The sequence below is a fragment of the Streptococcus sp. Marseille-Q7156 genome (genome assembly GCF_965119495.1).
Genome location: NZ_CBCPLU010000001.1, coordinates 1,372,013 through 1,397,542 on the forward strand (window position 1 = coordinate 1,372,013; position 25,530 = coordinate 1,397,542).

At 42.1% G+C, this 25,530-nt stretch carries 22 protein-coding genes; 3 read left to right on the top strand and 19 right to left on the bottom strand.

Annotated features, from left to right (window positions below; all coding sequences use genetic code 11):
- Window positions 1–188: 188 nt before the first annotated feature.
- The 6 genes from metF to ACWPV5_RS06390 form a co-directional block, all read right to left on the bottom strand.
- Window positions 189–1,055, bottom strand: a complete 867-nt coding sequence (gene metF, locus ACWPV5_RS06365) for a methylenetetrahydrofolate reductase [NAD(P)H] (protein WP_000089967.1) — start codon at window positions 1,053–1,055, stop codon at window positions 189–191.
- A gap of 102 nt (window positions 1,056–1,157) precedes the next feature.
- Window positions 1,158–3,407, bottom strand: coding sequence for a 5-methyltetrahydropteroyltriglutamate--homocysteine S-methyltransferase (gene metE / locus ACWPV5_RS06370; RefSeq protein ID WP_454382905.1), 2,250 nt, complete (start codon window positions 3,405–3,407; stop codon window positions 1,158–1,160).
- A gap of 244 nt (window positions 3,408–3,651) precedes the next feature.
- The gene (locus ACWPV5_RS06375; protein WP_454382907.1) at window positions 3,652–4,014 is read right to left on the bottom strand and encodes a TIGR02328 family protein; all 363 of its coding nucleotides are present in this window, start codon (window positions 4,012–4,014) and stop codon (window positions 3,652–3,654) included.
- Window positions 3,998–4,408 (bottom strand): YbgA family protein, encoded by a 411-nt coding sequence (locus ACWPV5_RS06380; RefSeq protein ID WP_454382909.1) that lies wholly within the window; start codon window positions 4,406–4,408, stop codon window positions 3,998–4,000. The genes ACWPV5_RS06375 and ACWPV5_RS06380 overlap by 17 nt, the downstream gene beginning before the upstream one ends.
- 45 nt (window positions 4,409–4,453) lie before the next feature.
- On the bottom strand, window positions 4,454–6,184 hold the full coding sequence (locus ACWPV5_RS06385; protein ID WP_060805888.1) for a DNA/RNA helicase domain-containing protein: 1,731 nt from the start codon (window positions 6,182–6,184) through the stop codon (window positions 4,454–4,456).
- A gap of 15 nt (window positions 6,185–6,199) precedes the next feature.
- Window positions 6,200–6,529 (bottom strand): MazG-like family protein, encoded by a 330-nt coding sequence (locus ACWPV5_RS06390; RefSeq protein ID WP_023943615.1) that lies wholly within the window; start codon window positions 6,527–6,529, stop codon window positions 6,200–6,202.
- A gap of 182 nt (window positions 6,530–6,711) precedes the next feature.
- Between ACWPV5_RS06390 and ACWPV5_RS06395 the strand changes: the two genes are divergently transcribed.
- Window positions 6,712–7,329: a TVP38/TMEM64 family protein gene (locus tag ACWPV5_RS06395; RefSeq protein WP_000076168.1), complete on the top strand. Its 618-nt coding sequence runs from the start codon at window positions 6,712–6,714 to the stop codon at window positions 7,327–7,329.
- 42 nt (window positions 7,330–7,371) lie between these two features.
- Here the strand turns inward: ACWPV5_RS06395 and scrK are convergent, their stop codons facing one another.
- Together scrK and ACWPV5_RS06405 are read right to left on the bottom strand one after the other, a co-directional pair.
- Entirely contained in the window at window positions 7,372–8,259 is an 888-nt protein-coding gene (scrK, locus tag ACWPV5_RS06400; protein WP_000164311.1) for a fructokinase ScrK, read from the bottom strand.
- A gap of 149 nt (window positions 8,260–8,408) precedes the next feature.
- Window positions 8,409–10,295, bottom strand: a complete 1,887-nt coding sequence (locus tag ACWPV5_RS06405) for a sucrose-specific PTS transporter subunit IIBC (protein WP_454382912.1) — start codon at window positions 10,293–10,295, stop codon at window positions 8,409–8,411.
- 380 nt (window positions 10,296–10,675) lie between these two features.
- Here ACWPV5_RS06405 and ACWPV5_RS06410 point away from each other — a divergent pair, with 380 nt between their 5' ends.
- Window positions 10,676–12,130 (top strand): sucrose-6-phosphate hydrolase, encoded by a 1,455-nt coding sequence (locus tag ACWPV5_RS06410; protein WP_061088329.1) that lies wholly within the window; start codon window positions 10,676–10,678, stop codon window positions 12,128–12,130.
- Complete coding sequence (locus ACWPV5_RS06415; RefSeq protein WP_020900747.1) at window positions 12,111–13,076, top strand: LacI family DNA-binding transcriptional regulator; 966 nt, start codon at window positions 12,111–12,113, stop codon at window positions 13,074–13,076. Before ACWPV5_RS06410 ends, ACWPV5_RS06415 begins: the two co-directional genes overlap by 20 nt.
- Before the next feature lie 141 nt (window positions 13,077–13,217).
- On the opposite strand, the gene ACWPV5_RS06420 is transcribed toward ACWPV5_RS06415, so the two are convergent.
- The 11 genes from ACWPV5_RS06420 to gmk form a co-directional block, all read right to left on the bottom strand.
- A complete protein-coding gene (locus tag ACWPV5_RS06420) occupies window positions 13,218–14,492 on the bottom strand; it encodes a hydroxymethylglutaryl-CoA reductase, degradative (protein ID WP_125443544.1) in 1,275 nt (424 codons plus the stop codon).
- Window positions 14,492–15,664 (bottom strand): hydroxymethylglutaryl-CoA synthase, encoded by a 1,173-nt coding sequence (locus ACWPV5_RS06425; RefSeq protein ID WP_454383440.1) that lies wholly within the window; start codon window positions 15,662–15,664, stop codon window positions 14,492–14,494. Before ACWPV5_RS06425 ends, ACWPV5_RS06420 begins: the two co-directional genes overlap by 1 nt.
- Window positions 15,665–15,776: 112 nt before the next feature.
- A complete protein-coding gene (locus tag ACWPV5_RS06430; protein WP_454382915.1) occupies window positions 15,777–16,226 on the bottom strand; it encodes a threonine/serine exporter family protein in 450 nt (149 codons plus the stop codon).
- A 1-nt stretch (window position 16,227) separates the two neighbouring features.
- A complete protein-coding gene (locus ACWPV5_RS06435) occupies window positions 16,228–16,986 on the bottom strand; it encodes a threonine/serine exporter family protein (RefSeq protein ID WP_454382917.1) in 759 nt (252 codons plus the stop codon).
- 88 nt (window positions 16,987–17,074) lie between these two features.
- Window positions 17,075–18,976, bottom strand: coding sequence for a Stk1 family PASTA domain-containing Ser/Thr kinase (gene pknB / locus ACWPV5_RS06440; RefSeq protein WP_000614551.1), 1,902 nt, complete (start codon window positions 18,974–18,976; stop codon window positions 17,075–17,077).
- Window positions 18,973–19,713 carry a Stp1/IreP family PP2C-type Ser/Thr phosphatase gene (locus ACWPV5_RS06445; protein ID WP_000406242.1) on the bottom strand — a complete coding sequence of 247 codons (741 nt, stop codon included), beginning with the start codon at window positions 19,711–19,713 and terminating at the stop codon, window positions 18,973–18,975. The genes pknB and ACWPV5_RS06445 overlap by 4 nt, the downstream gene beginning before the upstream one ends.
- 14 nt (window positions 19,714–19,727) lie before the next feature.
- Window positions 19,728–21,041 (bottom strand): 16S rRNA (cytosine(967)-C(5))-methyltransferase RsmB, encoded by a 1,314-nt coding sequence (rsmB, locus tag ACWPV5_RS06450; RefSeq protein ID WP_454382919.1) that lies wholly within the window; start codon window positions 21,039–21,041, stop codon window positions 19,728–19,730.
- The gene (fmt, locus tag ACWPV5_RS06455; protein WP_101784412.1) at window positions 21,034–21,969 is read right to left on the bottom strand and encodes a methionyl-tRNA formyltransferase; all 936 of its coding nucleotides are present in this window, start codon (window positions 21,967–21,969) and stop codon (window positions 21,034–21,036) included. The genes rsmB and fmt overlap by 8 nt, the downstream gene beginning before the upstream one ends.
- 12 nt (window positions 21,970–21,981) lie before the next feature.
- Window positions 21,982–24,378 carry a primosomal protein N' gene (locus ACWPV5_RS06460; RefSeq protein ID WP_261140777.1) on the bottom strand — a complete coding sequence of 799 codons (2,397 nt, stop codon included), beginning with the start codon at window positions 24,376–24,378 and terminating at the stop codon, window positions 21,982–21,984.
- A gap of 65 nt (window positions 24,379–24,443) precedes the next feature.
- A complete protein-coding gene (gene rpoZ, locus ACWPV5_RS06465) occupies window positions 24,444–24,758 on the bottom strand; it encodes a DNA-directed RNA polymerase subunit omega (protein WP_000979235.1) in 315 nt (104 codons plus the stop codon).
- A 24-nt stretch (window positions 24,759–24,782) separates the two neighbouring features.
- Window positions 24,783–25,409, bottom strand: coding sequence for a guanylate kinase (gene gmk, locus ACWPV5_RS06470; RefSeq protein ID WP_000775041.1), 627 nt, complete (start codon window positions 25,407–25,409; stop codon window positions 24,783–24,785).
- Between the last annotated feature and the right edge of the window lie 121 nt (window positions 25,410–25,530).

A 25,530-nucleotide genomic window follows, 5' to 3' on the forward strand; every position in this document is an offset into this window, starting at 1 on the left:
TTAAAAATATTATTCTTTAGTATTTTTCCTTTTTATAGCAGATTTGAATAGTTAAAAATCTGTTTATACCCTCATCTTTGTATCAAGTACGTACAGAGTCTATTTTATCATATTTTTCTTAAAAAGTGCGGTCTTTACCATTAAAAAGGAACCATTCCCCTCACCTGAGAAGAATGGTTTGCTTTTTATTATCCTAGAGACTGGTGATTAAACAAGGCATGTGTTGCTTGGTGGATGTATTTTGCTGTTTCTGCATTGTTCATCGTATAGAGATGCACACCAGCCACATCCTGAGTTACCAAGTCCACGATTTGGTCCACTGCATAGGCAAGTCCTGCTGCTCTGAGCGACTCAGGGTCATGCTCATACTTGTCTAAGATGGCTTTAAATTTGCGTGGAAGATGGATATTCTCACAAGTCTTCAAGAGGCGGAGAGCCTGATTTCGATTCAGAATTGGCATAATCCCTGCATGAATGGGAACATCAATCCCAGCCAAGATGCACTTGTCTTGGAAATCATAGAAGCGCTCATTGTCAAAGAAAAGCTGAGTCACGAGGCTCGAACAGCCTGCATCCACTTTCTTCTTAAGATTTTGAATATCTGAAATCTGATTTGGTGAATCTGGATGGCCTTCTGGATAACAAGCACCAACAATATCAAAGTGAGGGGCTTGTTCCTTGATGAACTCAATCAAGTCAGTTGCGTAGCGGAAATCCTTTTGTGGTTCCACATCTGGAATAATATCCCCGCGAAGAGCCAAGATTTTCTGTACCCCAACCTTGTCCAAGTCCGCAATGGTTTCAGCAACCTTGTCCTTAGTCAGATAGATAGCTGGCAAGTGAGCAATAGTCGGAATCGCCAAGTCATTTTGGATAAAGTCAGCCAAACGAACCGTCGTTTCCTTGATATTAAATTTATTATTGCTGGCAGTTACACTGATAAAGTGAGGAGCCAACTCCTGCATATCTTGAAGAGCAGAAATAATGTTATCATTACCCACGGCTGGGTTTGGAGGGAACACTTCAAATGAGAGTGACGGTGTTTGGCGTGACATAGTCATTATCCTTTTCTAGTTGATTTTTTCGTTAGCTGGATTCCTAGAATCCAAGTGAAACAGGCAGATTGACCAAACAGCGCTTCTTGAGAAATCCTTATCTTACAATTTCTCACGCGCAGCTTTAGCTGCTTCAACAAGGCGGATCAAGCTTTCTTTTGTTTCTGGAATACCACGTGTTTTCAAACCACAGTCAGGGTTGATCCAAACTTTCTTGCTTGGCACTTTAGCAAGGATGGCTTCGATTGTATTGTCGATTTCGCCTTCATTTGGCACACGAGGTGAGTGGATATCGTAAACCCCAGGTCCTACTTCTGTTTGGAAGTTTTTCGCTTTGAGTTCGTCCAAGATTTCAAGGTTTGAACGGCTAGCCTCAAATGAGATAACGTCCGCATCCAAGTTATCGATAGCTGGGATGATATCTGTAAATTCTGAGTAACACATGTGAGTGTGGATTTGTGTGTCTGGCGCTACTGTTGAGTGTACCAAGCGGAAGGCAGGAATTGCCCAATCAAGGTAGTCTTCGTACCAGTCGCTACGACGGAGCGGCAATTTCTCACGAAGAGCAGCCTCGTCGATTTGGATGATTTTCACACCAGCAGCTTCAAGGTCAAGCACCTCATCCTTGATAGCAAGGGCGATTTGAAGAGTTGAATCCTTGATAGAGATGTCTTCACGTGGGAATGACCAGTTGAGAATGGTAACAGGTCCAGTCAACATACCTTTAACAGGTTTGTTTGTACGGCTTTGTGCATAGCTAGACCATTTAACAGTGATTGGGTTAAGACGAGTGACATCACCCCAGATGATTGGTGGTTTAACCCCACGCATACCGTATGATTGAACCCAACCATTTTTAGAGAAGAGGTAACCTGACAAGTTTTGACCGAAGTACTCAACCATGTCATTACGCTCAAATTCACCGTGAACAAGGACATCAAAGTCGATATCTTCTTGCCATTTGATCCATTCATCAATCGTTTCAGCAAGGAAAGCATCGTACTCTTCTTGAGACAATTCACCTTTACGGTAAGCCAAACGTTTAGCACGAACTTCTTTTGTTTGAGGGAATGAACCGATCGTTGTTGTTGGAAGAGCTGGAAGTTTGAAAGCTTCTTCTTGGATAGCTTCACGTTCTGCAAAGGCTGGCAAACGAGTGTAATCTGCGTCTGTCAAGCCAGCGATACGCGCACGAAGTTCCGCATTTTCACCAACACGCTCAGTCGCAAAGAGTTCTTTGTTGGCTGCAAGTGCTTCTTCACCTTGACCATTGCGGATAGCATCCAAATCACGGATTTCATCCAATTTTTCAACTGCGAAAGCAAAGTGGTTCAAGATTGCTGGTTCAAATTCTTCATTAGCAGTTGTAAATGGCACATGAAGAAGTGAGCATGAGCTTGTCAAGACAATGTTTTCAGCTGGGATTTGCTCAAGAACAGCCAAGCTCTTTTCGTAGTTGTTGCGCCAGATGTTTTTACCATTGACAATACCTGCATAAAGAGTCTTGTCAGCCGGGAAGCCACCTTTAACGAGTTCAAGAGTTTTCTTACCTTCAACGAAGTCAAGACCGATAGCATCTACTGGCAAGTTTACAAGGTCAGCGTAAACGTCACGAACGTCTCCGAAGTAAGTTTGAAGCAAGACTTCAAGACCTTTTTTGTCAGCCAAGAGTTTGTTGTAGAGGTTCAAGAAGAGAGCTTTTTCTTCAACTGTCAAGTCTTTTACAAGAGCAGCTTCATCCAATTGGATACGAGTCGCACCAAGTTCTGCCAATTTAGCAAAAACTTCTTGGTAAGCAGCCACTAAGCTATCTACGAAGTCTTCTGCTTTCACGCCTTCTTCAAAGTCTGACAATTGAAGGAAAGTGAATGGACCTACAAGGACAGGACGAGTGTTCAATCCAAGTTCTTTTGCTTCTTGGAACTCATCAAAGATTTTGTGACCTGCAAGTTTGACTTGAGTGTCTTTTTCAAATTTAGGAACGATGTAGTGGTAGTTGGTGTTGAACCATTTCTTCATTGGAAGAGCGCGAACGTCTCCTTTTTCTCCTTGGTAACCACGACCCAAAGCGAAGTAGCGCTCAAGATCAGACAAGTCCAAGTTTTGAACTGAAGCAGGTACCACGTTGAAAAGGAAAGCTGCATCTAGGAAGTTGTCATAGTGAGAAAAGTCATTTGATGGAATTTCAGTGATGCCTTTTTCTTTGACAATGTTCCAGTGTTTAGCACGCAAGTCTTTTGCGGCTGCAAGTAGTTCTTCTTCTGAGATTTCTTTTCTAAAGTATTTTTCAGTTGTAAATTTTAATTCGCGGAATTCGCCCAAACGAGGGAAACCGATGATTGTAGTTGACATGATGTGTCCTCCAAAATTTGTTGTTGAAACTATCTTAACAGAAAAGAAAGCGTCTGTATAATTGTAAAAAATTAGGCTTTGATATAGTTTTAAACTATATCTCTATTTTAAACAAAAGAAAAAGACCTGAGACAAATACCTCAAATCCTTTGTGTAGCTTGTTTTATAGCTCTATTGCAGTTAGGCTCTTCAAACGCGTTATTAGTAATTCTTATAAGTGACTATGACTTATTATTAGAAAAGACTATAAGTCAATCCCCTTCTCTCGGAGATTATCCAGACACTCCTCATAGTATCCTGCATCATGCTCACTATAGATGGGCTTGCCTAGCTTCTCCTCTGCTAAGTCTTGATAAGAAGGGCAAGTCTTACCACGGTAGTTCTTGTCCAACCACTCTAGACTGACATTGTAGCCACGGTCAGCCATCTCCTCCATGATCAAGCGATGATAGGCAAAGAGACGATAAGGCGAGTGGGTAAAGACATAGTCCACCGTCGCATGCTTTCTGCCCCAGCCATTGCCACGGAGGGCACAGCACTCTCGATGTTGCCCCAAGAGTTGAGGACGAGGAAGCTGTGAAATCAAAGCCTCATGCCAAAGTCTCATGACAATCTCCTTTCAATAAAGTCGAATGTTGCAAGTAGATATTTGGATAGCGATCAAGCAACTCTCTAGTCTTAGAAATCAAGTCTTCTTTAGAAGTCTGACCAAAGCGGTAGCGATCCAGTAAGAGCATGTAGTCCTTGCGCTCAGCATCTGTCGCTTTCTTTTTAAAATAGCCCCAAATATGCTGAAAGGCATTGCTGACCTGACCCCTGTGCTCTGGAATCTGGCAGGCACGGTCAATCATCTCCTGAACATGACTCACCTCCACCTCTTCATTCTTGAGATACTGACGAATCTCATTGTAAATATTGCTGGAATGGCTCAAAACGAGGTATTTGTTTATCGCCCAGAGTTGCTGGCAAAGGGCACGTTGGTTGTTATTCATAATTGACATTATACCATGTTTGGATTCAGAAATATCTATTCCTACTTTATAATCTTATAAAATTGCCTTTTTTAAAGCCGCTTGAAGTTCTTCATCTACTGCGTAGATATAGAGTCCATTTACTCCTCTTGTAAGTAAAACATTTAATTCATTTTTTAAAAGATCTTCACCAAAATTTTTCATTTCACCATTTTCGAGTTTCCTATTTTGAACTGCTCCTTTATTTTTACTAGCAGAGATATCAAACATAATTTTACCATCTCTATATTTAACCGATGGACCAATAATGACTCCAGCATAATTCAAATCAAAACCTTGCACAGTAAAAGTGGATCCTACTTCACCAATAGTTTGTGGTTGTTCAATCCAAGAAAGTTTAGAGTTTTTCCTATCCCTACTCAATTCTCTATTCCAAGGACAAGACCAGTCATCTATTTCCACACACCAATAATCTTTAGATTCAGGTTTAGATTGACTACTATATTCCCAATCATAAGTTGCTATTAACCTAGAAATCCCTAAATGACGATTCTCATCTTTTAATTTAATAGCATCCTGTAATTCCTTGGGAGAATTAAATATCTGGATATCATAGTTATTATCTTCTTTTAATTTGGTAATTTCTCTTTTATCAATAATATTTCTAATCCAACTAATTGTTGATTCACTAGCTTTTATACGCATTTGATTATTTAATTCAATTAAATTGCCAGACAGCCTCGCTTGATGCTGTAAAGTCAAAAATGAATCATCTACCCATATTTGAGATTTACTCATTATTTGATTATCATCGTACACTAAAACTACTACTTTCGATTTTGATAGTATATCCTTTAAATGATTACCACCTTGATAAGCTTGATTTTTTGCAGTCAAAAGTAAGTGTCCTTCGTCAATAACAACTATACCAGCATTAGCATTTTGCTTTTTTAGTGCGTTTAAAAACTGAGTTGGTTTCATAGCAACATCAATAGTTGAACCACTCTTCCATTCAAGTTTTTTCTCTATTTCTTTATAGACACTCAATTGATCATCATGATTAACAACCAAATTAATTGCATTATTTTCTCTTAGGAAATCCGTGTCATCAGAATTTAATAGATCATCGATTAAAGAACTCATCAAAACAGTTTTACCAGCACCAGCTTCTCCTTTAACCAAGATTAAAGTTCCAAACTCGTTCTTACTAAGTGCTGATGTAATTTTAAAAATGATTTCATTTTTCGCTTTTAATTGCTCATTGGTTAATTTATGAAATGGGGAAGATTTAAAAATTGCAGAATTTCTAACAATACTTTCTGCTGGAAATAAATACTTATTTTTCTTATTTAACGAACTCCAAATTTTGGTAAAAATCTCATCAAGCTCATCAGAAGTATAATATTTATTTTGAGGATTCCCTCGTCTGTTTTGAACATTTGAAACATTATCAACACTTAATAAATACAACATTAGTCTATTCTCAATATCTAGTGTCAAAGACTTATTAAAGTGATGATGACCTATAACAAACATTTTAGTAGTATTTGATTTTGAAAATTTAGTCCAATCTTCTCTAATTTCACCTAAATGTTGATTTGTACGACGTACAATATCTGTTGTTTCACCTACATAAACACTATATCCATCAGAATTTTTATCATTTACAATATATATAGTCGGATACTCAAACAATAGCATCTTGTTTTCATCACGAAAACTGATTTTTAAAGTTTCCTGTAAAGTGTCTAATGAACCACTTTCATATTTTACTTCTTCAATTACTGGTTTCAATATTTTACTCATATCAGTTACTCAACACTATAATTCAGTATATTTTCTATTATTCCCCTTGCTTAATTTAACAGGATATTTCGCTTTATTTTTTTCTAATTTTTCTTCAATAATCTGTTCTATATCCAGTTGTAAATTATCAGCTAACATCATTGAATATATTAGCACATCTGCTAGTTCTTCTTTAATTCTTTCAAGAGAATTTGTTGTAACTTCTTCAGGCTGCTTCCATTGGAACAATTCTAGAAGTTCACTAGATTCCAGCAAGATAGAAATAGCTAAATCTTTTTCATTGTGAAATTTTCTCCAATCCCGATCATCTCGAAATTTATTAATTTTCTCTATTGTTGATTTCATTTATTTTCTCCAACATCAATTTACTTATACACATTATATCATGAAACCCGTTCTTAAATTTTATAATTGGAATAAAATTAGGTTTAAATTCTTGAAATTCCCTCTAATCCCAAAACAATCCTTTCCCCCTTTCTCCTCCAAAATATGGTATAGTAGAGTTATACTATCTATGAGGAGTTTACATGTCACAGGATAAACAAATGAAAGCTGTTTCTCCCCTTCTGCAGCAAGTTATCAATATCTCATCGATTGTCGGTGGAGTTGGAAGTTTGATTTTCTGTATTTGGGCTTATCAGGCTGGGATTTTACAGTCTAAGGAAACCCTCTCTGCCTTTATCCAGCAGGCAGGTATCTGGGGGCCACCTCTCTTTATTTTTTTACAGATTTTACAAACGGTCGTCCCTATCATTCCAGGAGCCTTGACCTCGGTGGCTGGGGTCTTTATCTATGGTCACATCATCGGGACTATCTACAACTATATCGGCATCGTGATTGGCTGTGCCATTATCTTTTATCTGGTGCGCCTCTACGGAGCTGCCTTTGTCCAGTCTGTCGTCAGCAAGCGCACCTATGACAAGTATATCGGTTGGTTGGATAAGGGCAATCGTTTTGACCGTTTCTTTATCTTTATGATGATTTGGCCCATTAGTCCAGCTGACTTTCTCTGTATGCTGGCTGCCTTGACCAAGATGAGCTTCAAGCGCTATATGACCATCATCATTCTGACCAAGCCCTTTACTCTCGTGGTTTATACCTACGGTCTGACCTATATTATCGACTTTTTCTGGCAAATGCTTTGACATGTAAAAAATCCGTTTGGTTTCCCAAGCGGATTTTGTGCTTTATTTTGAAACTTCTTTTGCAAGAACAAAGTTCCCAAGTGTAGCAGAACCATTTCCTGCGACTGCTGGTGTCACGATGTATTCACGCACATCTGGTACTGGTAGGTAACCATTGAGAAGAGATGTAAATTTCTCACGGACACGATCCAGCATGTGTTGTTGAGCCATGACTCCTCCACCAAAGACAATCACGTCTGGGCGGAAAGTCACTGTCGCATTAACCGCAGCTTGAGCGATATAGTAGGCTTGAACATCCCAAACAGGGTTATTGAGTTCAATATTTTCCCCACGAACACCTGTACGAGCTTCCAAACTTGGACCAGCTGCATAGCCTTCCAAACATCCCTTATGGAAAGGACAAACGCCCTTAAACTCTTTTTCAATATCCATTGGGTGTCTAGCCACATAGTAGTGACCCATCTCAGGGTGACCCACACCACCGATAAACTCGCCACGTTGGATGACACCTGCACCGATACCTGTACCGATTGTGTAATAAACCAAGTTTTCGATACGGCCACCAGCATTGTTACGGGCAACCACTTCACCATAAGCAGAGCTGTTTACGTCTGTAGTGAAGTACATTGGCACGTTTAGAGCGCGACGAAGGGCACCAAGCAAGTCCACATTTGCCCAGTTTGGTTTTGGAGTCGTCGTGATAAAGCCATAAGTTTTTGAGTTTTTATCAATATCAATCGGACCAAATGAACCAACTGCAAGACCAGCAAGGTTATCGAATTTTGAGAAGAACTCGATGGTTTTATCGATTGTTTCGATTGGAGTTGTTGTTGGAAATTGTGTTTTTTCCACAACGTTAAAGTTTTCATCACCGACAGCACAAACAAACTTTGTACCGCCCGCTTCCAAGCTTCCATATAATTTTGTCATGATAAACCTCTTGTTTTTATTTTCTTTATTATAGCATATTTCGAAAGGCTAAATTTCTCTATTTTTTAGATTTTCCTCTGTAAATCTTACCATTCAAGCAAAAACGAACAAACATGTCATTTGTTCGTTTTCACATTAGAGAGGATTGATTAGATTTTCACTTCGATCACAGCATCCCCCTTCGCAACTGAACCTGTTGCGACTGGAGCTACTGAAGCGTAGTCAGCTGTATTTGTAACGATAACCATTGTTGTATCATCAAGTCCAGCTGCAGCAATTTTATTTGAGTCAAAGGTTCCAAGAACATCGCCCGCTTTAACCTTATCACCTTGTGCAACTTTTGCTTCAAAACCTTCGCCATTCATAGATACAGTGTCAATACCAACGTGGATCAAAACTTCAGCACCATCAGTTGTTTTCAAACCAAAAGCGTGTCCTGTTGGAAAGGCAATTGAGACTTCAGCATCAGCTGGTGCATATACTACACCTTGACTTGGTTTCACAGCGATACCTTGTCCCATAGCTCCACTTGAGAAGACTGGGTCATTAACATCGGCAAGAGCGACAACGTCACCAACAATAGGGGTTACAAGTGTTTCATTTTGAAGAGCTGCTGGAATGTTACCAGTTGTTTCTTCTTGGACCAAACGTTCTGTCTCTACTTCAGTAGCAACTTCTTTTTCATCCTCATAACCAAACATATAAGTAAGAGCGAAACCAAGAACGAATGATACAGCTACCATAAGAAGGTATTGGGCAAGTTGTCCGTTACCGATGTAAAGCATTGTACCTGGGATAATTGTGATACCATTACCAGTACCAGCAAGTCCAAGGATAGAAGCCAATCCACCACCGATTGCACCAGCAATCAATGAAAGGAAGAATGGCTTACGGAAGCGCAAGTTCACCCCGAAGATAGCAGGCTCTGTAATACCGAGGAAGGCAGAAAGAGCAGCTGGGAAAGCAAGTGTTTTCAGTTTTGGATTTTTAGTTTTAACACCAACCGCAACAGTCGCAGCACCTTGAGCTGTCATAGCAGCTGTGATGATAGCGTTGAATGGGTTAGCATGGTCAGCAGCAAGCAATTGCACTTCAAGCAAGTTGAAGATGTGGTGCACACCTGACACGACGATCAATTGGTGAACCCCACCAATCAAGAAACCACCAAGACCAAATGGCATGTTAAGGATCGCTTTTGTAGCGATAAGGATGTAGTTTTCAACGACGTGGAAAACTGGTCCGATAACAAAGAGTCCAAGGATAGACATGACCAAAAGTGTCACGAATGGTGTTACCAAGAGGTCAATGACATCTGGAACAATCTTGCGGACAGCTTTTTCAAATTTAGCTCCGACAACCCCGATGATGAAGGCTGGAAGAACGGAACCTTGCAAACCAACAACAGGGATGAAACCAAAGAAGTTCATAGCAGTTACTTCACCACCTTGAGCAACTGCCCAAGCGTTTGGAAGTGAGCCAGAAACAAGCATCATACCAAGAACGATACCAACGGCAGGATTTCCACCGAATACACGGAAGGTTGACCACACAACCAAACCTGGCAAGATGATGAAGGCTGTATCTGTCAAGATTTGAGTATAAGTTGTCACGTCAGCTGGAAGTGTCATTCCAAGAGCAGTCAAGAGACCACGCACACCCATGAAGAGACCTGTCGCTACGATAACTGGGATGATTGGAACGAAAACGTCACCGAAAGTACGGATAGCACGTTGGAACCAGTTCCCTTGTTTAGCAGCTTCTGCTTTCATGTCATCTTTAGATGATGTTGGCAAACCAAGTGCAACAACTTCATCGTACATTTTATTAACTGTACCTGTACCAAAGATGATTTGGTATTGACCTGAGTTAAAGAAAGCACCTTGAACTTTTTCCAAGTTCTCAATCACTTCTTTATTAATTTTTCCTTCATCTTTGACCATGACACGAAGACGAGTCGCACAGTGAGCTACACTGTTGACATTTTCACGTCCGCCCAAGGCATCGATGACTTTTTTTGCAATTTCCTGATTGTTCATTTGCAAAAATCTCCTTATATAAAATTTTGTTCTTGTTTGAAAGCGATTTTATTCGCCCTACGACTATTATTTTATCATGTTTTAGAAATATGTCAAGCGTTTTGCAGAAAAAATATTCTATCAACTTAGTTGGCTCGCTTTAGATTGATTGTTTTTGACTGTTTTATCAGGTATTCCTTGAAAAAATAAGTTTGTAACCTTGCTTAAAAAGGATTTTATTTCACTTTCTTTCAATTTACTGTAGATAGATGATTGATTTCCTGCTTTTATTTTATGATAAACGTTTGACAGTTTTTTCTCTTTTTTAACATAAAAGGCTTGCATTTTTGCTCGAAAACGGTTACTATTAAAAGTGATAAGATTTTTGGAGGAATGAATGAATGGAATGGACAACTGAGCGTCGTTACAGACTTTATCAAGATTGGACGCAAGAAGAAATTCAACATATAGAAGAAAATATGGCACAATCTCCATGGCATACTCATTACCATGTTGAGCCAAAAACAGGACTTCTCAACGACCCAAATGGCTTTTCTTACTTTGATGGAAAGTGGATTGTTTTTTATCAGAACTTTCCTTTTGGTGCAGCCCACGGTTTGAAATCTTGGGTGCAATTGGAAAGTGAGGACTTGGTTCACTTCACAGAAACCGGAGTCAAAGTTTTGCCTGATACTCCATTAGACAGCCACGGTGCCTACTCTGGTTCTGCCATGCAGTTTGGCGATAACTTGTTCCTATTTTATACGGGAAATGTTCGTGATGAAAACTGGATCCGTCACCCATATCAGATTGGGGCTTTGATGGATAAAGAAGGCAAGATTACCAAGATTGACGAAATCTTGATTGACCAGCCAGCTGATTCTACTGACCACTTCCGCGATCCGCAAATTTTCAACTTCAAAGGTCAATACTATGCTATCGTCGGTGGACAGGACTTGGAGAAAAAAGGCTTCGTCCGTCTCTACAAGGCTGTAGATAATGACTATACAAACTGGCAAGAGGTGGGTGACCTTGACTTTGCTAACGACCGTACTGCCTACATGATGGAATGCCCAAATCTTGTCTTTGTCGGGGAGCAACCTGTCCTTCTCTACTGCCCACAAGGTTTAGATAAGAAAGTTCTAGACTACGATAATATCTATCCAAATATGTATAAGATTGGGGCTTCCTTTGACCCTGAAAATGCCAAAATGGTAGATGTGTCTAAACTTCAAAACATGGACTATGGTTTCGAAGCCTATGCAACTCAAGCCTTCAACTCTCCTGATGGGCGTGCTCTAGCAGTTAGCTGGCTTGGTTTACCAGATGTTTCTTATCCATCTGACCGTTTTGACCACCAAGGAACCTTCTCTTTGGTCAAAGAACTCACTATCAAAGACGGTAAACTCTACCAATACCCAGTCTCAGCGATCAAGGACCTTCGTGCGTCTGAAGAAGCCTTCTCAAACCGTGCTCAAACAAAGAACACCTATGAACTTGAACTCAACTTGGAAGCCAATAGCCAGAGCGAGATTGTCTTACTAGCTGATCAAGAAGGCAAGGGACTTGCAATCAACTTTGACCTTGTAAATGGTCAAGTGACAGTGGATCGTAGCCAGGCTGGTGAACAGTACGCTCAAGAATTTGGGACAACGCGTTCTTGTCCAATCGATAACCAGGCTACTACTGCTACAATTTTCATCGATAACTCTGTCTTTGAAATTTTCATCAATAAAGGAGAAAAAGTATTTTCTGGTCGTGTCTTCCCACATGCAGGCCAAAATGGTATCCTCATCAAATCTGGAAACCCAACTGGAACTTACTATGAATTAGATTATGGTCGCAAAACTAACTGATGTCGCAAAACTTGCAGGTGTCAGCCCTACTACCGTTTCTAGGGTTATCAATAAAAAAGGCTATCTCTCTGAGAAAACCATTCAAAAGGTAAATGAAGCCATGCGAGAATTGGGCTATAAGCCCAACAACCTGGCTCGTAGTCTGCAAGGAAAATCAGCTAAGTTAATCGGCTTGATTTTCCCAAATATTTCCAATGTTTTCTATGCAGAATTGATTGATAAGTTGGAACACCAACTCTTTAAGAATGGTTACAAGACCATCATATGTAACAGCGAGCACGATTCTGAAAAGGAACGGGAGTACATCGAAATGCTGGAGGCCAATCAGGTCGACGGTATCATTTCTGGTAGTCATAACTTGGGAATCGAAGACTACAATCGTGTGACCGCACCGATTATTTCCTTTGACCGAAACTTATCACCAGACATCCCTGTCGTTTCCTCTGACAACTATGCTGGCGGGGTCCTTGCTGCCCAGACCTTGGTTAAGACAGGCGCCCAGTCTATCATCATGATTACAGGAAATGACAATTCTAATTCGCCAACTGGACTGCGCCACGCTGGTTTTGCATCCGTACTCCCAAAAGCTCCTATTATCAATGTTTCCAGTGACTTTTCTCCTGTCAGAAAAGAAATGGAAATCAAGAATATCTTGACCCGACAAAAGCCTGATGCCATCTTTGCTTCGGATGATTTGACTGCCATTCTGGTCATTAAAATTGCTCAAGAACTGGGAATCTCTGTCCCAGAAGATCTCAAAGTCATCGGCTATGATGGGACTTACTTTATCGAGAATTACTACCCTCATTTAACAACGATTAAGCAACCTATGCAAGAGATTGCTCAACTCACCGTTGACCTCCTATTACAAAAGATCGAAGGCAAGGAAGTCGCAACAACCGGTTACTTCTTACCAGTCACCCTATTACCAGGAAAAAGTATTTGATACTCAATGAAAATCAAAGAGCAAACTAGGAAGCTAGCCACAGGCTGTACTTGAGTACGGCAAGGCGAAGCTGACGTGGTTTGAATTTGATTTTCGAAGAGTATAAGCACAAGAAAACTCAGACCGATCGGTCTGAGTTTTTTATGATCTTAAATTTTCGAGATAGCTCTGGGCTGTCTCTAAGTTAAAGGTTTTATCTGCGATGAGTCGCTCAACTAAGGGAGCTACCTCGGACTCACTGGCACCTGCTAGGAGTGCCAAGGATTTGGCCTGCAATTTCATGTGGCCTTGCTGGATTCCTGTACTCACCAAGGCTTTGAGGGCCGCAAAGTTTTGGGCGAGACCGATAGAAACGATAAGCTGGGCTAATTCTTTGGCAGAAGGATTTCCCAGTAGCTCATGACTGAGGGCTACACGAGGGTTGAGGCCGATAGAACCACCCTTGGTCGCTACAGGCATGGGCAGAGTCATCTCACCAACCAATTCTTCTGTTTCCAAGTCTAGGCGCCAAGAGCTAAGACCTTGGTAATGTCCATCTCGACTGGCAAAGGCATGGGCTCCCGCCTCAATGGCACGCCAGTCATTACCAGTGGCAATCAAAATGGCATCAATACCATTAAAAATCCCTTTATTGTGGGTAGTAGCTCGATAAGGATCAGCCTGTGCAAATTGACTAGCCAAAGCTATTTTCTCCGCAATCTCTCGCCCTTGATCCTTTTGGCGACTCAAGTAGCGAAAGGCGATGCGACAGCTTGCTGTCACCAGAGAATCGGTCGCGTAATTAGACAGAATACCCATAAGACTCTGACCCTGACTGAGTTCTTCTAAGACTGGTTTCAAGGCTTCCAACATGGTGTTGAGCATATTGGCTCCCATGGCTTCTTGAGTATCAACATGAAGATAGACGACGAGGAAGTCTGTTTCACCTTTAATCTGATCTACATGCAAATCACGCGCCCCACCTCCACGTTTGACTATAGAAGGATAGGCTTGATTGGCAAGTTCCAAGAGTTCGGCTTTCTTACTGGCAATTTTCTCTTGCGCTTGTTCAGGATTAGCAACTTGATAAAGAGCTACCTGCCCAATCATCCGGCGCTCATGAACCTGAGCAGTAAAGCCACCTGCACGCTTGATGATTTTACTGGCATAGCTGGCCGCAGCAACCACGGACGGTTCTTCTGTCACATAGGGAACTGTGTATTCCTGACCGTTGACAAGGACCTCTGGAACCAGCGAATAAGGCAGAGAAAAAGTTCCCACTACATTCTCACTCAGCTGGTCTGCGACAGTCACGCTAATGTGTTCATCCTGCTCCAGACTGGTTTGTTTTTCAGGACTAAGGAGCGCCTGAGCTTTTAACAGCTCGAGGCGCTCTTGGTATGATTTTTTAGAAAATCCATTCCAACTTATCTTCATTATTTTTCAACCTTGTTATAACGGCGTTGGTGGTCAACAATTTCAACCAAGGCAAAATCTTGATTTTCATAGCCAGCAAACTGGGCAGAGTTTGTTTCATCTAAGTCTACTTCCTCAAAGAAGACTTTTTCATAGTCAGCAACAGACAGGGCAGTTCGTTGGTTGAGCTTGTTCAAGCGGTCTTTATCCAGATAAGCTTCATAACCTTCAACCAATTCACCACTGAAGAACTCCGCCACAGCTCCACTTCCGTAACTATAAAGGGCGATTTTATCCCCAGCCTTCAAGCTATCTGTATTTTCCAAGAGAGACAAAAGTCCAAGGAAAAGGGAACCTGTATAGATATTCCCTACCTTTTGACTGTAAAGAATAGACTGGTCAAAATGCTTTTGCAAGAGGTCTTTTTTCTCTTGAGGTAGGCTCTTATCCATGATTTTTTTCAAGCCTTTTAAGGCTAATTTAGGATAAGGCAAGTGGAAGCACACAGCCGCAAAATCATCTAAGGTAAGCTGGTAGCGTTTTTGGTATTCAAGCCAAGTCGTTTTCAAACTATCCAAGTATTGTTGGGTAGAATAGACACCATTTACATAAGGGGTTGTTGAGTAATTTGGACGCCAGAAATCCATGATGTCACGAGTCTGAGCCACATTGTCGTTATTAAAGGCCATAATGCGTGGATTCTGTGTAATCAACATGGCCACACTGCCAGCACCCTGAGTTGGTTCTCCTGGAGTTTCAATACCGTATTTGGCAATATCACTGGCAATGACCAAGACCTTGGACTCTGGAGAATTTTCCACATGCAATTTGGCATAATGAAGGGCAGCTGTCGCTCCATAGCAGGCTTCTTTAATCTCGAAACTACGAGCAAAGGGCTGGATGCCCAGCAAACCATGCACAAAGACGGCCGCAGCCTTACTCTGGTCAATTCCTGACTCGGTAGCCACAATGACCATATCAATTTCTGCTCTTTCTTGCTCAGTTAAAATAGAGTCACTTGCACTGGCTGCCAAGGTCACGATATCCTCAGTTAGGGGCGCAATACTCAATTCCTTGAGTAAGAGTCCTTTGCTTAATTTTTCAGGGTCAATTCCCCTCGCTTCTGCTAAGTCTTGTAATTTCAAGACGTATTGACTGGTCGCAAAACCAATCTTATCAATACCGATTGTCATATTTACCTCTGTTTTATCATTCATGTAAAAAATCGTCCATTACTATTTTATCACAAATAGCAGTAAAAGAGAGAAAAAAGACTTGATTCACCAAAGCAAGTCCCTTATTATTCTAATTATTTTGCTTTTTTCGTAAGTAGGAATAAAGTCTAAGAATCACTGTTCCACTAGCCATTCCAATGGAAATCACTAAAGCTAGCATGACAACCAAGGTTGCACTAGCAATGGCATGACTATAATCCCCCGTCACAAAAAAGGCAGTTGTTCGATAAGAAAGATAGCCTGGAACTAAGGGTGCCAAGATTGCCAAGATAAAGACCACAGCAGGGGTCTTGTAAAGAATACTTAAAATCTGGCTAACACAAGAACCGATAATAGCCGCAATAAAGGTGGCTACAATGACATTGGTCGGCTCCTTGAGCAAGAGATAGATTAGCCAGACAACCATGCCCAAAATCCCTCCTGGTAAGAGCATAGAGCGTTGCACATTGAGTACGATTAGAAAGGTAATAATAGCAAGAAGACTTGCTACTGCTTGTAATAAAAAGGTTGTTAGTATCATATTAGTTCATCAATACCAAGGCGACAGAAGTTCCTGCCCCTAAAGCAAGGGTAATGAGCAGGGATTCAAACATCTTGCTCATACCAGAGTTTATGTGGTTAGTCATAATATCACGAACCGCATTGGTCAAGGCAATTCCTGGTACAAACGGCATGACCGCACCAGCTATAATCAAATCTGCCGTTGAAGGAAAACCTGTGTAGCGAGCCCAAAACTGGGCAATCATCCCAAAGACAAAGGCTCCAGCAAAGGCTGTCACAAAGGGAATTCGGATAAACTTCTCCACATAGAGGGAAAAGGCAAAACCAAATAAGGTAGCCACTCCTGCCCCGAGTGCGTCGTAGATATTTCCACTAAACATAACCGAAAAGAAAGGAGCACTAAAGGTCGCAGCCAGAGTTACCTGCAACTTAGTATAGGGAAGAGGTTGGGCTTGCAAAGCAGTCAATTGCTTGAAGGCTGTCTCTAAATCAATCCGCCCCCCAACCAGCTGACGAGAAATCTGGTTCACATCGCAGACTTTTTCGATGTTATAAGAAGATGAGGTCACGCGTTTCATTCGCGAAATATTGGTATTTTCAATGGAGAAAAAGATGGCAGCAGGCATGGCAAGAACATTGCAATCCACAATCCCCTGCGAATGCGCAATACGAATCATGGTATCTTCTACGCGATGAATCTCTGAACCACTTTTGAGAAGAATGGTTCCAGCTAACATAATCACATCAATAGCGGCATTTAATTCTTTTGATTCTTCCATGCTTTCCTCCTTTTATCGACTCCTTCTATTCTATCACAAATCTGGAGTCAAAAAAAATCTTTGCCATGAAATCATGACAAAGATTCGTTTAATCACGAGAATTTTCGTGGTTCCCTTCACTACTTGATTGAGTAGTAGCAGGTGCATTCCCTCGTTGATTTCCTTGTTGGTTCCCCTGACTTGGTGTTGTAGTAGAACCTTGGTTTCCACGTTGGGATGGTGCTGATGATGACGTTGACGGTGGTGTTTTTGGTTTGTAGATTGAAATCTTGACACGCGTCTTAGTCAAATCAACCTTTTCACCTGCTTTTGGACTCTGTTCAACGACTGTACCCTCAGCAGTTCCATCAGGAGCTGTCGACACTTCTACAACTTCAATATTGGCTTCCTTAATCCCAACAATTTGAACAAGATTATTTTTAGTAAATTCAAGACTAGATCCTTTATAACTTGGCATAGAAACGCTGGTTACTTTCTTAGCAACGGTTAAGGTAATCGTTGAGGCCTTGCTCAAATCATAGGTTGTTCCGGCAGCTGGACTCTGTCTGAGAACAGTTCCTGCTTCGCTCTCACTTGATTCCTCTTCCTCAATTTTAATGAGATTTTCAGGAACCTTCTTCTGCTTGAGTTCTGCTATAACATCTGTCGATTTACGGCCGATATAGTTACTCAATTGGAAAGATTGCTTGCCTGATGAGACAACCAAATTGATTTTCGAACCTTCTTTTCGAGTCTTTCCAGCTTCAGGATCTGTACGGATAATCCGCCCTTCTTCCACCTTTTCACTCGCCTCCGATTTCTCTTCGCCAATCTCAAAATTGGCTTTCTTGAGCGTTTCCTTGGCCTCCGCAACTGTCTGACCTGCCACATCTGGAATGGCAATGGTTGCAGGAGTTCTGGATAATATCCAAATCAGAGAGGCTGCCACCAATACAATGCTGGCCAACAAAATCATATAACGAACTCTAAATTTCCGTTTCTTAACAGGCTTGCTCGCGTAATTGTCTTCTGAAACCTGCTGACTAGGCTTCGCAGTCTGTGGCTTCGGACTTTGTGTTTGCACCTTAGGAATCGAAGTCAAGGTACTCTGGGATACCTTCGGTAGTGTCTTGGTGTCCGCCTTAGTAGTATCATTAAATACCAGTTTAGGCTCATTGCGACGATTGTAAGACAAGCTACTAGATAAGTCTACATACATCTCTGCAACTGACTGATAACGATCTGTCAATTTCTTGGCAGTTGCCTTGATGACAACATTCTCCAAAGCCTGAGGCACAGATGGATTTTCATCAATAACTGACGGCAGTGGTTTCTGGAAATGCTGAAGGGCGATGGTCACCGCACTATCCCCGTCATAAGGGATATGACCTGTCAGCATCTCATAGAAGATAATCCCCATGGCATAGATATCACTTTGTACAGTCGCCTTCGAACCACGCGCCTGCTCTGGTGACAAGTAATGAACTGAACCCAGCATCGAGTTAGTCTGGGTCAGACTCGTCTCAGCAAAGGCTACTGCAATCCCAAAGTCTGTTACTTTGGCAGTCCCATCTGGTGTCAAGAGGATATTTTGAGGCTTCAAGTCCCTATGAACAATCCCTCTGGTATGGGCCAAACGCATGGCTAGGAGGATTTGTCCCATAATACGGACTGCTTCTTCATTAGAAAGAGGATAGTGTTCCTTGATATAGCGTTTAAGGTCTAGTCCAGCAACATACTCCATTGCAAGATACTGTTGACCGTCTTCCTCACCAATATCTGTTATCCGAACGATATGAGGATGGTCTAGATCTGCCATAGCTCTCGCTTCACGCTGAAAACGAGCTACAGCTATCGGGTCCGTCTGGTAGTTGGTCCTCAGGACCTTCACTGCCACTTCTTCTCCGTCTAGAATTAAATCCTTGGCCAAATAGACATCTGCCATGCCTCCTCGGCCAATCTGTTTCACAATCCGATAGCGTCCGGCAAAAATCTTGCCGATTTGGATCATTCTGCATCCTCCTCGTTCATAGAAACAAGGGCAACCGTAATGTTGTCTAAACCTCCTGCATTGTTAGCAAAACGTACGAGCGTCGCTGTTTTATCTGCCAAAGGAATATCACTGGTTACAATATCACAAATCTCACTTCCTGAAATCATGTTGGTCAAACCATCACTATTGAGCAAGAGATAGTCACCTGGCTCAAGGGTAATCATTCCAAAATCAGGTTGAACTTCATCTTTTTGACCGATAGATTGAGTAATAATATTTTTCTGTGGATGGCTAGCTGCTTCTTCTGGTGTCAATTGACCTGCTTTAAGCAATTCATTGACCAAGGAATGATCGCTCGTTAACTGGTGGTATTCTTCTCCACGAATCAAACCGATACGAGAATCTCCAATATGAGCATAGATAGCCTGATTGCCAATAATAGCAACAGCTTCTAGAGTTGTTCCCATTCCTTTATAGGCATCATCTTGCCCAAGTTGATGAATCTTTTGATTTTCAATTTCTAGGTAATTAGCGAACCATTCACGCACTTCATTGACTGTATCGATTTGGGTATCAACCCAAGCTATACCTAGGTCTGTTACCGCCATTTCACTAGCGATATTCCCTGCGCGATGACCTCCCATCCCATCAGCTAAAATAATCATGGTACGCCCAGCTCTATTGACATAGTGGTTGACATAGTCTTGGTTATTTGTTCGTTTCTGACCAACATCTGTTAATAATGAAATTTCCATGTGTCAGTTCCTTCCTAATCCGATATCTTGCGAAATTGACTGATGAAGAATCCATCACTTCCATACAATTCAGGTGTAATGAGGATACAGCCGTCTTTCATGATATCCTTACATTCATGTTCTAGTTTTACCTGCTCGAACTCAGGATGACTTTCTAAAAACGCCTCAACGACTTGAAAATTCTCCTCTGAGACAATAGTACAGGTACTATAAGTTATTATACCACCTTTGCCTAGTGTTTGACAAACACTACCTAATATTTCTAGCTGAATTTCCTTTAAGGACGCGAAATCTGCCGTTTCTTTATTGTATTTGATATCTGGTTTTCGGCGCAAAAGACCGATTCCAGAACAGGGAGCATCCACTAAAATCTTATCAAAGGAATTTTGACTAAAAAATTCATGCACCTTTCTGGCATCTAATTTTTGCCTTTGAACCCGATCTGCAACTCCCAGACGTTGGGCATTTTCTTGAATTAAATCCAACTTGTGGTCGTACAAGTCCAGAGCAGTAACCTGACCTGTCGTGAGATAAGAGGCTATATGGGCTGTTTTCCCACCTGGAGCCGCACAGGCATCTAGAACCTGCTCATTGCCTTGTAAATCAAGCGTCGGAGCAACCAGCTGACTGGACTCGTCTTGGATGGTAATGGCTCCCTCCGCAAACAAATCATGGCCTGCAAAATGCCCCTGCTCCTTAACCAAACCAGAAGGAGACAAGGATGAATCACTGGCCTCCAACAAGGTTTGGATTTCCTCTTTTCGGCTTAAATCAGTCACACGAATACTGGCTTTGTTTCGCACCAAAAGGCTTTCAAAAATAGCTTGCGCTCGCTCTTCTCCGTATTCTTCCTTAAGTTTAGACACCAACCAAACCGGAAGGGAATAGGCAATGGAATCACGCTTGTTTTTTCGTTTGATGCTAGCAATATCTGGCCACCCTTCACGCAAGATACGGCGAAGGACGGCGTTGACCAATTTTTCACTGCCTTTTTTACGGACTTTGGCCAATTCTACTGCTTCATTGACCACAGCATGGTCTGGGATCTTGTTCAAATAGCGGATCTGGTAGGCACTCATGAGAAGAAGGACATAAAGCCAACTGTCTAACTGGTCTCTGTCTTCGATAAAGTGTGATAGATACCATTCTAAGGTGAGTTTGCGGGCTACCGTTCCATAGACCAGCTCGGTTACCAAACCCTTGTCTGCTGCAGAGAGCTGACTTCCCTTGAGATGCTTATTTAAGGCGATATTTGAGTATGCTTGATTGATAAAGACATCTTCTAATACCGCTAGGGCTAAACTTCTAGCCGTTTCTACTTTAGTCACCAAATCGTTCTCCTACAGTCAATGTACGTCCAACTCCGTTGAGGAAGGAAGCAATGTCCATCTTAGGTTTACCCGCTGGCTGCACTTGTTTGAGAGATAAAGCTCCTTCTGCCGTTGCAACAATCAATTCTTTCTTGCCAATAGAGAGGATCTCACCTGGATTTCCCTGACCTTCTACAGCTAGAGCTTCATAAATCTTAAAGCGGTCGCCCTTAAGGAAAGTATGGGCAACAGGCCACGGGTTCATCCCACGGATCTGGTTAAAAAGTTGACGATTGGTTTTGTTCCAGTCCAGTTTTTCTTCCTCTGGCTTGATATTTGGCGAGAAAGTAACCTGACTTGGATCCTGTGGTTCAGGTTTGATTTCCCCAGCAATATAGGCCGGCAGAGTGTCTAAAAGCAAAGCGCGACCAACTAACGCTAATTTCTCAAACAAGGTGCCAACATTGTCCTCATCCATGATTGGAATACTGCGACGAGAAATCATATCTCCTGCATCCATTTCCTTAACCATTTCCATAATGGTCACACCAGCTTCCTCATCACCTTGAATCAAGGCATAATGGATAGGCGCACCACCACGATGTTTAGGAAGGAGGGAAGCGTGAACGTTGATCGCAAAATCCATGCTATCAAGGAGTTTACTTGGGAGAAACTGCCCAAAAGCAGCAGTCACAATTCCATCTGCTCCTAGCTTCATAATAGCTTCCATCTCTGGACTTCCAGATAATTTTTCAGGTTGATAGATAGGAAGACCTGCTTCCTTGGCAGCCTGCTTGACTGGTGTTTCTTGGATAACTTTTTTACGGCCTACAGCACGGTCTGGCTGGGTCACAACGGCTAGAATTTCGTAACGGTCATCTGTCAAAAGTCCTTTTAAGACTGTTGCTGAAAAGTCGGGGGTCCCCATAAAGATTAATTTTGTCATATCTTCTCCTTCTTATAAAAATTGCTGTGGCTCATGGTCAATGCTGAGACGGAGCTCACTATTTTCCCGTTCTTGAGTCAAGGCCAGAACCTGATTTAGAGTCGGCCCCAGCTCATCTTCTATACGGTATTTAATCAAAATCTGGTAATGATAGAGGTTGTGGGTACGGGCAATAGGTTTAGGCGTCGGCCCCAGAATGTGACTGGTCTCTGACAAGCCTGATCGCAAAATGTTCATGACTTCATAGGCACGTTTGACTACCTCTTCTTCCTTCTTGTGAGAAAGGGTAATGCCAATGGTGAAATAGTAAGGTGGATAACCGAGTTGTCGTCTGATTCCCATTTCATAAGCGTAAAAGCCTTCGTAATCCTGATCCTTGGCGAATCGAATAGCGTAGTGCTGAGGATTGTAAGACTGAATCAATACCTGACCAGCTTTTTCAGCACGTCCTGCCCGACCTGCCACCTGAGTCAAAAGCTGGAATGTTCTCTCAGAAGAACGGAAATCTGGTAGATTCAAGGCCGTATCCGCATTGAGCACTCCGACTAAGGTCACATTTGGAAAATCCAATCCCTTGGCAATCATCTGAGTACCAAGTAAAATATCTGCTTCCCCTCGACCAAACTGGTCAAGTAGAGCTTGGTGACTGCCTTTCTTGCGGGTTGTATCCACATCCATGCGCAGAATGCGTGCCTGTGGAAAGAGTTCTGCCAGCTCGTCATAAGCCTTCTGGGTTCCCGTACCGTAGTAACGAATACTTCGGCTCTTACAGTTAGGACAGACCTGAGGAATGTCCTTTGAAAAACCACAATAATGGCAATTCATGGTCTTGGTATCCATGTGCAAGGTCAAGGAAATGTCACAGTTAGGACAAGTATCCACAGTTCCACACTCCCGACACATAACAAAGCTAGAATAGCCACGACGATTGAGCATGAGAACTACCTGCTCTTTTTTAGCCAGACGGTCCTGAATAGCTTCTAACAAAGGTGGCGTAAAGTTTGACGTCTCATTTTGTCCGATATAGTCCCGAAAGTCAATCACTTGAACCTCAGGGATCCTAGCCAAAGGATTGGCGCGTTGGGTCAGACGTAAATGTTGATAAACGCCTTTTCCAGCCCTAGCACGACTTTCCAGACTAGGAGTTGCTGAACCAAGTACCAGGGCTGCTTGATTATACTGGGACCTTAGAATAGCAACCTCTCTAGCATGGTAACGGGGATTGCTGTCCTGCTTATAAGTCGCTTCATGCTCCTCATCGATAATCATAACACCTAGATTTTTCAGCGGAGCAAAGATAGCGGATCTGGCACCAACCACAACTTGGGCATGACCTCTCTCCACCTTGCGCCATTCATCATACTTTTCACCATTGGACAGGCCTGAATGAAGAATGGCCACTTTCTCACCAAATCGAGCTATAAAACGCTCCGTCATCTGAGGAGTCAAGGAAATCTCAGGCACCAGTAAAATAGCAGTTTTGCCCTTATCCAAGGCCCCTTGGATAATCTGCAAGTAAACCTCGGTCTTTCCACTTCCTGTAATCCCTTGAAGGAGGAAGGGAGGCTGATGACTGCCAATAGCACTCACAACCGCATCACGCGCCTGTCTTTGTTCTGGATTCAGTTCCAAAGGTCTACTTGCCTCAATACCTTCAAAATAAGCAGCCGAGCGTTGAACTTCCTTTTGGACTATGGTCACAGCACCTTGTTCGACAAAGAAATTGACTTGCTCCCGTGAGTAGGATTCTAACAAACTAGCCAAGGAAGCACTCTCAGGATGAGAAAGCAAATAGTCTCTCAGTTCTAACTTTTTCTTGGCGCGCGCAGAAATCTCGACACCTTTTAATCGATCAAGATTCACCTCATACCAAGACTGGGTCTTGACCTTCTTTTGATCAATCGCCTGATATTCTAGACCAAGCAGGCCTTTTCTAGTCAAACGCATCATTTCAGCTTGCTTACCTAAATCTAGAGAAGAAAACGCAAGTGAATCTTCTGAACCAAACAAACGCTCTCGGTATTCCTGACTCAGACCTGCCAGAGGATAGAGAATCTTGTCATAGCTGGAGTTCAGAAATCCCGGTAACATAGCCTTGAGGATGGAAATTTTATAGGAAAAGACGGACTTGCGTAATTCTTCAGCCAGCCAGAGTTGTTCTTGCGTGAGAACAGGAGAAAAATCCAGCACCTCTGCAATATCTTTTAAATCTTGCTCCATCTCTTCCTCATCTGGTTGGGACTCCAAACCAAGAACAATCCCTTGAATCAGACGATTTCCCTTACCAAAAGGCACATGAACCCGCGTCCCAACTTCTAGCATTCCCTCAAATTCCTTAGGAATCCTGTAACTATAGGGCTGGTCCGTCTGCATCAAGGGCACATCTACGATAATCTTAGCTATAGCCATCTTCTCACCTCCTCCTTGTCAGTACATTCTTGCAATAGAAAAAATAAGATTGAGTCCCCCCAACCTTAAATTTTTTCACCATCTTCTTTTTCTTTAGCGATTTGCTCTTTGATTTTCTTTTCTTCTTCTTCTTTGCGGCGTTTTTCTTCTTCGATACGGCGACGCACTGCTTCACGTTTTCCTTCTGGATCTGGGTGAATTGTAACGTTTCCTGATTCGATTTCTTCTAAAGCGCGAAGAGTTGATTTTTCAGACTTGAAACCTTGAGTTGCTGGCGCACCTGCTTCCAATTCGTGGGCACGTTTTGCTTCCAAGATTACGAGTGAATATTTTGAAGGAACCTTGTCAAGCAAGGTATCAATAGAGGGTTTTAACATCATTTGCTTGTACCTATTTTCTAAATTTTATCGGGTAGTTGGAGATTTCGGTAACATCTCCTGATAGTGACCAATGACACGATCCACACGGAAGTGTTCTGCTTCGATCACACGTTTGACACGCTCAGCAGCTAGGGGCACCTGATCGTTGACAATCGCATAATCATACTCACGCATGAGAGCAATTTCTTCCTTGGCCTTTTCGATTCGTTGGGCAATCACTTCTGCACTGTCTGTTCCACGTCCTACCAAACGATCTTGCAATTCATCCAAATCTGGTGGTGTTAGGAAGATAAAGACAGCATCTGGAACCTTTTTCTTGACCTGAAGAGCACCTTGAACTTCAATTTCAAGGAAAACATCGATTCCCTTGTCCAAGGTTTCATTGACATAGGTCAGAGGAGTTCCATAGTAGTTGCCGACATATTCTGCGTATTCCAACATCTGTCCTTGACGAATCAGCTCTTCAAACTCTTCGCGAGTGCGGAAGAAATAGTCAACACCGTCCACTTCTCCAGGACGTTGTGCGCGTGTCGTCATCGATACAGAGTATTGAAATTGGTTTTCAGAACTCTCAAAAATCTCTCTTCTAACCGTTCCTTTTCCAACCCCTGAAGGACCAGAAAAAACGATTAGTAAGCCTCGGTCTGCCATTGTGTCTCCTTTTAGTCAGTCTGTGAAATAACATTTCTCTAGAATAATGGCAAAAAGCCAGATTATCCTTTACAGTCTTTCTATCTAGTGTAACAAAAAAGCAGTAATTTTTCAACTGCTC